Origin of the sequence: Blastococcus sp. CCUG 61487 (assembly GCF_005222955.1) — a bacterium.
Lineage (GTDB): Bacteria > Actinomycetota > Actinomycetes > Mycobacteriales > Geodermatophilaceae > Blastococcus.
The window spans coordinates 1-5,142 of record NZ_LWUA01000093.1 but is presented as its reverse complement, the minus strand read 5'-3'; the positions used below and the strand labels follow the sequence as shown (position 1 = coordinate 5,142).

4 protein-coding genes, 1 tRNA gene and 1 pseudogene are annotated in these 5,142 nt (G+C 72.9%); 3 read left to right on the top strand and 3 right to left on the bottom strand.

What is annotated here, in order from left to right; translation table 11 throughout:
• Together corA and A6V29_RS06720 are read left to right on the top strand one after the other, a co-directional pair.
• Positions 1–1,037, top strand: a 1,037-nt coding sequence (gene corA / locus A6V29_RS06725) for a magnesium/cobalt transporter CorA (RefSeq protein ID WP_137159592.1), incomplete at its 5' end; no start/stop codon positions are given.
• A gap of 165 nt (positions 1,038–1,202) precedes the next feature.
• The gene (locus A6V29_RS06720) at positions 1,203–2,126 is read left to right on the top strand and encodes a PDDEXK-like endonuclease domain-containing protein (protein ID WP_137159591.1); all 924 of its coding nucleotides are present in this window, start codon (positions 1,203–1,205) and stop codon (positions 2,124–2,126) included.
• A gap of 93 nt (positions 2,127–2,219) precedes the next feature.
• Here A6V29_RS06720 and rsmI read toward each other — a convergent pair whose 3' ends face one another.
• Positions 2,220–3,059 (bottom strand): 16S rRNA (cytidine(1402)-2'-O)-methyltransferase, encoded by an 840-nt coding sequence (rsmI, locus tag A6V29_RS06715; protein ID WP_137159590.1) that lies wholly within the window; start codon positions 3,057–3,059, stop codon positions 2,220–2,222.
• A gap of 91 nt (positions 3,060–3,150) precedes the next feature.
• On the opposite strand from rsmI, the gene A6V29_RS06710 reads away from it, so the two are divergent.
• Positions 3,151–4,665, top strand: a complete 1,515-nt coding sequence (locus A6V29_RS06710; protein ID WP_137159589.1) for a dolichyl-phosphate-mannose--protein mannosyltransferase — start codon at positions 3,151–3,153, stop codon at positions 4,663–4,665.
• Between the two features lie 62 nt (positions 4,666–4,727).
• Here the strand turns inward: A6V29_RS06710 and A6V29_RS06705 are convergent.
• Both A6V29_RS06705 and A6V29_RS06700 read right to left on the bottom strand, forming a co-directional pair.
• Positions 4,728–4,801: transfer RNA gene (locus A6V29_RS06705), tRNA-Ala, on the bottom strand.
• Positions 4,802–4,860: 59 nt separating this feature from the next.
• Positions 4,861–5,142, bottom strand: a pseudogene (locus A6V29_RS06700) (hypothetical protein); the annotation flags it as partial.

Here is a 5,142-nt window from a genome sequence, read left to right as displayed (position 1 = left end):
CCGCGCCGGCCGGTCGCCGCCCGCGGACGGCCACCCGCTCGAGCGGGCGCGGCGCCGTCGTCGACTGCGCCGTCTACGTGGACGGCCGCCGCCAGGAGGCCGAGCCGGACGACGCCCTGCACGTCGCCGCCGAGCGCGGAGGCTTCGCCTGGCTGGGGCTGTTCGAACCCAGCCACGACGAGCTCACCGCCATCGCCGAGCGCTACGACCTGCACCCGCTGGCGGTCGAGGACGCCGTCTACGCCCACCAGCGGCCCAAGCTCGAGCGCTACGACGAGGCGCTGTTCATGGTGCTCAAGACCGCGACGTACGTGGCGCACGAGGAGTTGACGTCCACCAGCGAGGTCGTCGAGACCGGCGAGGTGATGGTCTTCCTCGGCGAGCACTACGTCATCACCGTCCGGCACGGCGACCACGGCGAGCTGAGCGACCTGCGCAGCCGCCTGGAGGAGCAGCGCGACCTGCTGTGCCTGGGCCCGGCGGCCGTCCTCTACGCGGTGGCCGACCAGGTGGTGGACTCCTTCGTCGACGTCGCGGCGGCGGTCGAGGACGACGTCGACGAGCTCGAGGCCTCGGTGTTCAGCCCCGAGCGCACCGACGACATCGGCCGGCTCTACCAGCTCAAGCGGGAGCTCATGGGGCTGCGCCGGGCGGTCACCCCGCTGGAGCTGCCCCTGCAGAAGCTCACCGAGCGGCAGGTCGACGTCGTCCCGGAGGCCATGCGGTCCTACTTCCGCGACGTGCTGGACCACGCGATCCGGGTGCGCGACCAGGTGACGTCGATGGACGAACTGCTGACCTCGATCCTGCAGGCCTCGCTCGCACGCACGTCGATGGCGGACAACGAGGACATGCGCAAGATCAGCGCCTGGGCAGGCATCATCGCCGTCCCCACCGCGATCGCCGGCATCTACGGGATGAACTTCCGGCACATGCCCGAGCTGGACTCGCGCTTCGGCTACCCGACGGTGCTGGTGCTGATCGTGGTCGCCTGCGTGCTCCTCTACCGCGGCTTCAAGCGCAACGGCTGGCTCTGACCTTCGTCCCCCGCCGCCCCGTTCACCGAGGCATAGGAAGCTTTGCCTANNTAGGCAAAGCTTCCTATGCCTTGGTCCGCCCCTGAGATCGGGCGACGAGGCTCGGTCATCCACAGATCGTCCCGAGGGCGCCGACAGCAGCCTTCGGGCAGCCACGCTCTCGTCATGGAGTGGCGGACGATCATCAGGGAAACGGTGCAGAACCACGGCGGGCTGGCCACGCGGCGCCAACTGCTCCGGCGCGTGCCTCGCCAGGTGCTCGACGGGTACGTCGCCCGCCGGCATTTGGTGCGGATCTTCCCCAGCGTGTACCGGCTGCGGGACGGCGTCGGCGACGACACCACCGTCCTGCGGGCAGCGCTCCTCCACACGGGGCCGGTTGCCGCACTGAGCCACACGACCGCGTTGCACGTCTGGGGGCTGCGCGATCTCGAGTGGCCGCTGCACGCGACCATCGACCAGAGTCTGAGGAGGGCCGGAACCCCGGACCTCGTCGTGCATCGTCGGCTGCGCTTCGACCCGCTTTCGGGACAGTGCGTCCAGCGACGTGGGTTGCGTGTCACGACGCTGCCCAGGACCGTCATCGACTCGTGGCCGCTGCTGCCGACGGCGGAACGACGACCGCTGGCCCTCGACATGGCGAACCGGGGCCTGGTGACCGCGGCTCAGCTCGGCGACGCGCTCGCCGAGCGGCCCAACGTGGGCGGGCATCGCGGGCTGCGGCAGGTCATCGAGCTCATCGCCGACGGTTGCCGCAGCGAGCTCGAGGCCCACGGCGTCCTGAACGTCTTCCGGCACCGCTCGCTACCGCGCGGCGTCGGTCAGTACCGGGTCCAGCTGTCCGATCGCCACGTTCTCCTGGATCGCGCGTGGCCGGAGGTCAAGCTGGCGGTCGAACTGGACGGCGCCCGACACCACACGTCTCCTGAGGATCGGCGGCGGGATCTCGCTCGCGACCGTGAGCTGGCAGCGCTGGGCTGGGTCGTTCTCCGCTTCACCTACGCCGACGTCCTCCGCGATCCGGCCGGCGTACGGGCCAAGGTCCTCGAGGTCTACCGCGCGCGTCTGGCGCAGCTCCGGGTCGGTTGAGCAGCCGAGCTGAGGCCCAGGCATAGGGAGCTTTGCCTACGCCGAAGCGGCCGCAGGGATAGGCAGAGCTTCCTATGCCTGGGTGGGGGCGGGTCAGGAGTCCTTCGCGGCGACGACGGCGTCGTAGACGACCCGGCGCGGCAGGCCGGTGCGCTGCACGACCTCGCGGATGGCGTCCTTGCGGGTCGCTCCGGCCGCCTCCTCCGCGGCGACCTCGGCGGCGAGCTCGGCCGGACTCAGCTCGACGGCTCGCTCCGGAGCCCCCGCCACGACCAGCGTGATCTCGCCCTTGACCCCGTCGGCGGCCCAGGCGGCGAGCTCGCCCAGCGGACCGCGGCGGATCTCCTCGTAGGTCTTGGTGAGCTCCCGGCACACCGCGGCGGGGCGGTCGGCCCCCAGCACCCCTGCCGCGTCGGTGAGCGCGTCGGCCAGCCGGTGCGGCGACTCGAAGAAGACCATCGTCCGCCGTTCGTCGGCCAGTGCGGCGAAGCGTGCCCGGCGCTCCCCGCCCTTGCGCGGCAGGAACCCCTCGAAGCACCACCTGTCGACCGGGAGCCCCGACACCGCGAGCGCCGTCGTGACCGCCGACGGCCCGGGCACCGAGGTCACCTCGATGCCGGCGTCGATCGCGGCCCGTACGAGGGTGTAGCCGGGGTCGGAGACCGAGGGCATGCCGGCGTCGGTGAGCAGCAGGATCGTGGCCCCGGCCGACAGCGCGTCCAGCAACCCCGGAAGCCGCGCCTGCTCCACCGACTCGTGGAACGTGACGACGCGGCCGGCGAAGGTGACCTCCAGGTCCGCGGCCAGGCGGTGCAGGCGGCGGGTGTCCTCGACGGCGAGGACGTCGGCGGTCCGCATCGCGTCGCGCAGCCGGGGGCTGGCGTCGCCGGGCCGGCCGAGGGGCGCTCCGCCCAGCACCAGCCGTCCGCTCACGTCCGAAGCCTGTCACTCCCGCGGTGACCGTGCTGGAGCGGCCCCGCGTCAGGGCGGGGGGACGCGGGGTCCTTTCACTACCCTGGCCCGCATGGCGGTGCTGGCTCCCGGGACGACGGAGCAGCCGCCCCTCGGACCCGCGCTCCCCCGCCGCCGGCGCCCACCGAGACCGCGGCGCGACCGCATCCCGCCCCTGCCCGGCGACACCCGGCGCTCCTGGTGGCTCACCGGCGCGCTCGGGGTGCTCGCGCTGATCGGCCGGCTGGTCGGCATCAGCTACCCCGGCGACCTGCTGTTCGACGAGGCCTACTACCCGCCCGAGGCTGCCGAGCTCCTGCGCTGGGGATACGAGTACAACCGCGGCTACACGTTCATCGTCCACCCGCCGCTGGGCAAGTGGCTGATCGCCGCGGGCCAGGCGGTGTTCGGCACCGACTCCTTCGGCTGGCGGTTCCCGAGTGCCGTGGCCGGGAGCATCGCGGTCGTCGTCCTGGTCCGGCTGGCGCGGCGGCTCACCGGATCGACCCTCCTCGGCCTGGTCGCCGGCCTGCTCCTGGCGCTCGACGGGCTGAGCTTCACCCTGTCGCGGATCGGGCTGCTCGACATCTTCCTGCAGGTCTTCGTCGTCTCGGCGGTCGCCTGCCTCGTCGTCGACCGCGACCGGGTGCGGGCCCGCATCCTCGCGGCCGGGGAGACGGCGAACGGCTTCCGGCTGGGGCCACGCGGCTGGCGGATCGCCGCCGGGCTCCTCTTCGGCTGCGCCTGCGCGGTGAAGTGGAGCGGCGTCTGGTTCCTGGCGTTCTTCGCCATCGCCTCGGTGTTCTGGGACCGGAGCGCCTGGCGCGCGGCGGGCGTCCGGCGCCCCACGCGGGCCGCCGCCCGGTACGGCCTCCCGGGTGCGCTGTGGGCGCTGGCCGTCGTCCCGGTGCTCACCTACCTGGCCAGCTTCACCGGCTGGTTCCTCGGCGAGAGCTCGCAGGGCAAGGCCTGGGCCCAGCAGAACCCCGACACCGCCTACCCCTGGATCCCCGACGCGCTGCGCTCGCTGTGGCACCAGCACGCCGAGTGGCTGCGCTTCCACGGCAGCCTCTCGACGCCGCACCCGTGGGAGTCGGGGCCGTGGTCCTGGCTGGTGACCGGCCGCCCGATCCTGCTGTGGAACCCGCAGGGCCTCACCGACGACGACGGCGGGCAGGTCATCCGCTACATCCTCATGGTGGGCACGCCGACCCTATGGTTCCTCTTCGTGCCGGCGGCGATCTGGCTGGTCTGGCGGATCGCCGCCCGGCGCGACCCCGCGGCCGGGGTCGCCGGGATCGCGATCGCCGCCGGCTGGCTCACCTGGCTGTTCGACGGCGACCGGACGATGTTCCTCTTCTACATGGCGCCGGTCGTCCCGTTCTTCGTGCTCGCGGTGACCCTGCTGCTGCAGGACGTCCTGGGCCCGCGCGCCCCCGGCATCCGCCGCACGGTCGGCCTGGCCGTCGTCTGCCTCTACCTCGCCGCCGTCGCGGCCACCTTCGTCTTCTTCTACCCGGTGCTCACCGGGCAGGAGCTCGACCAGGTGCAGTGGCAGCGGCGCATGTGGTTCCCGACCTGGTACTGACCGGGCCCCACCAGCACGAACGCCGCCGGGCGGCTGCCCGACGGCGTTCGTGACCTGCTGGGTGGAGCTGAGGGGAATTGAACCCCTGACCCCCTCGATGCGAACGAGGTGCGCTACCGGACTGCGCCACAGCCCCTTGCGCCGGACAGCTTACCGCGCCGTCGATCCGACGCGAGCACCGCCCGGCACTCCTGCTCAGCCGTTGGCGACCCGCCGGGGCTGGTACTCGTCGATGTCGGCGAAGCCGATGTCGTCGTCGTCCAGCCCGACGACGGCGCTGTTCTGCCAGCCGGCGGGAGCCGGCGCGCGAGCGGCCACCACCCGGCCGCGGAACTGGGCGACGGGGGCCAGCGGCACGCTCGGGTGCGGAAGGCTCGGCAGGTCCTGCTGGGCGACGGTCTCCTGCACCTCGGGAGCCGTCCGCGGCTCCGGCGCGACGGGCGCCGCGGGGCGGGCGGCCGGACGCAGGCGCTCGCG

Bases quoted from the DNA above. Each gene is read 5' to 3' on its own strand.
- A6V29_RS06720 (WP_137159591.1), top strand. From the start codon at position 1,203: ATGGAGTGGCGGACGATCATCAGGGAAACGGTGCAGAACCACGGCGGG.
- A6V29_RS06710 (WP_137159589.1), top strand. From the start codon at position 3,151: ATGGCGGTGCTGGCTCCCGGGACGACGGAGCAGCCGCCCCTCGGACCC.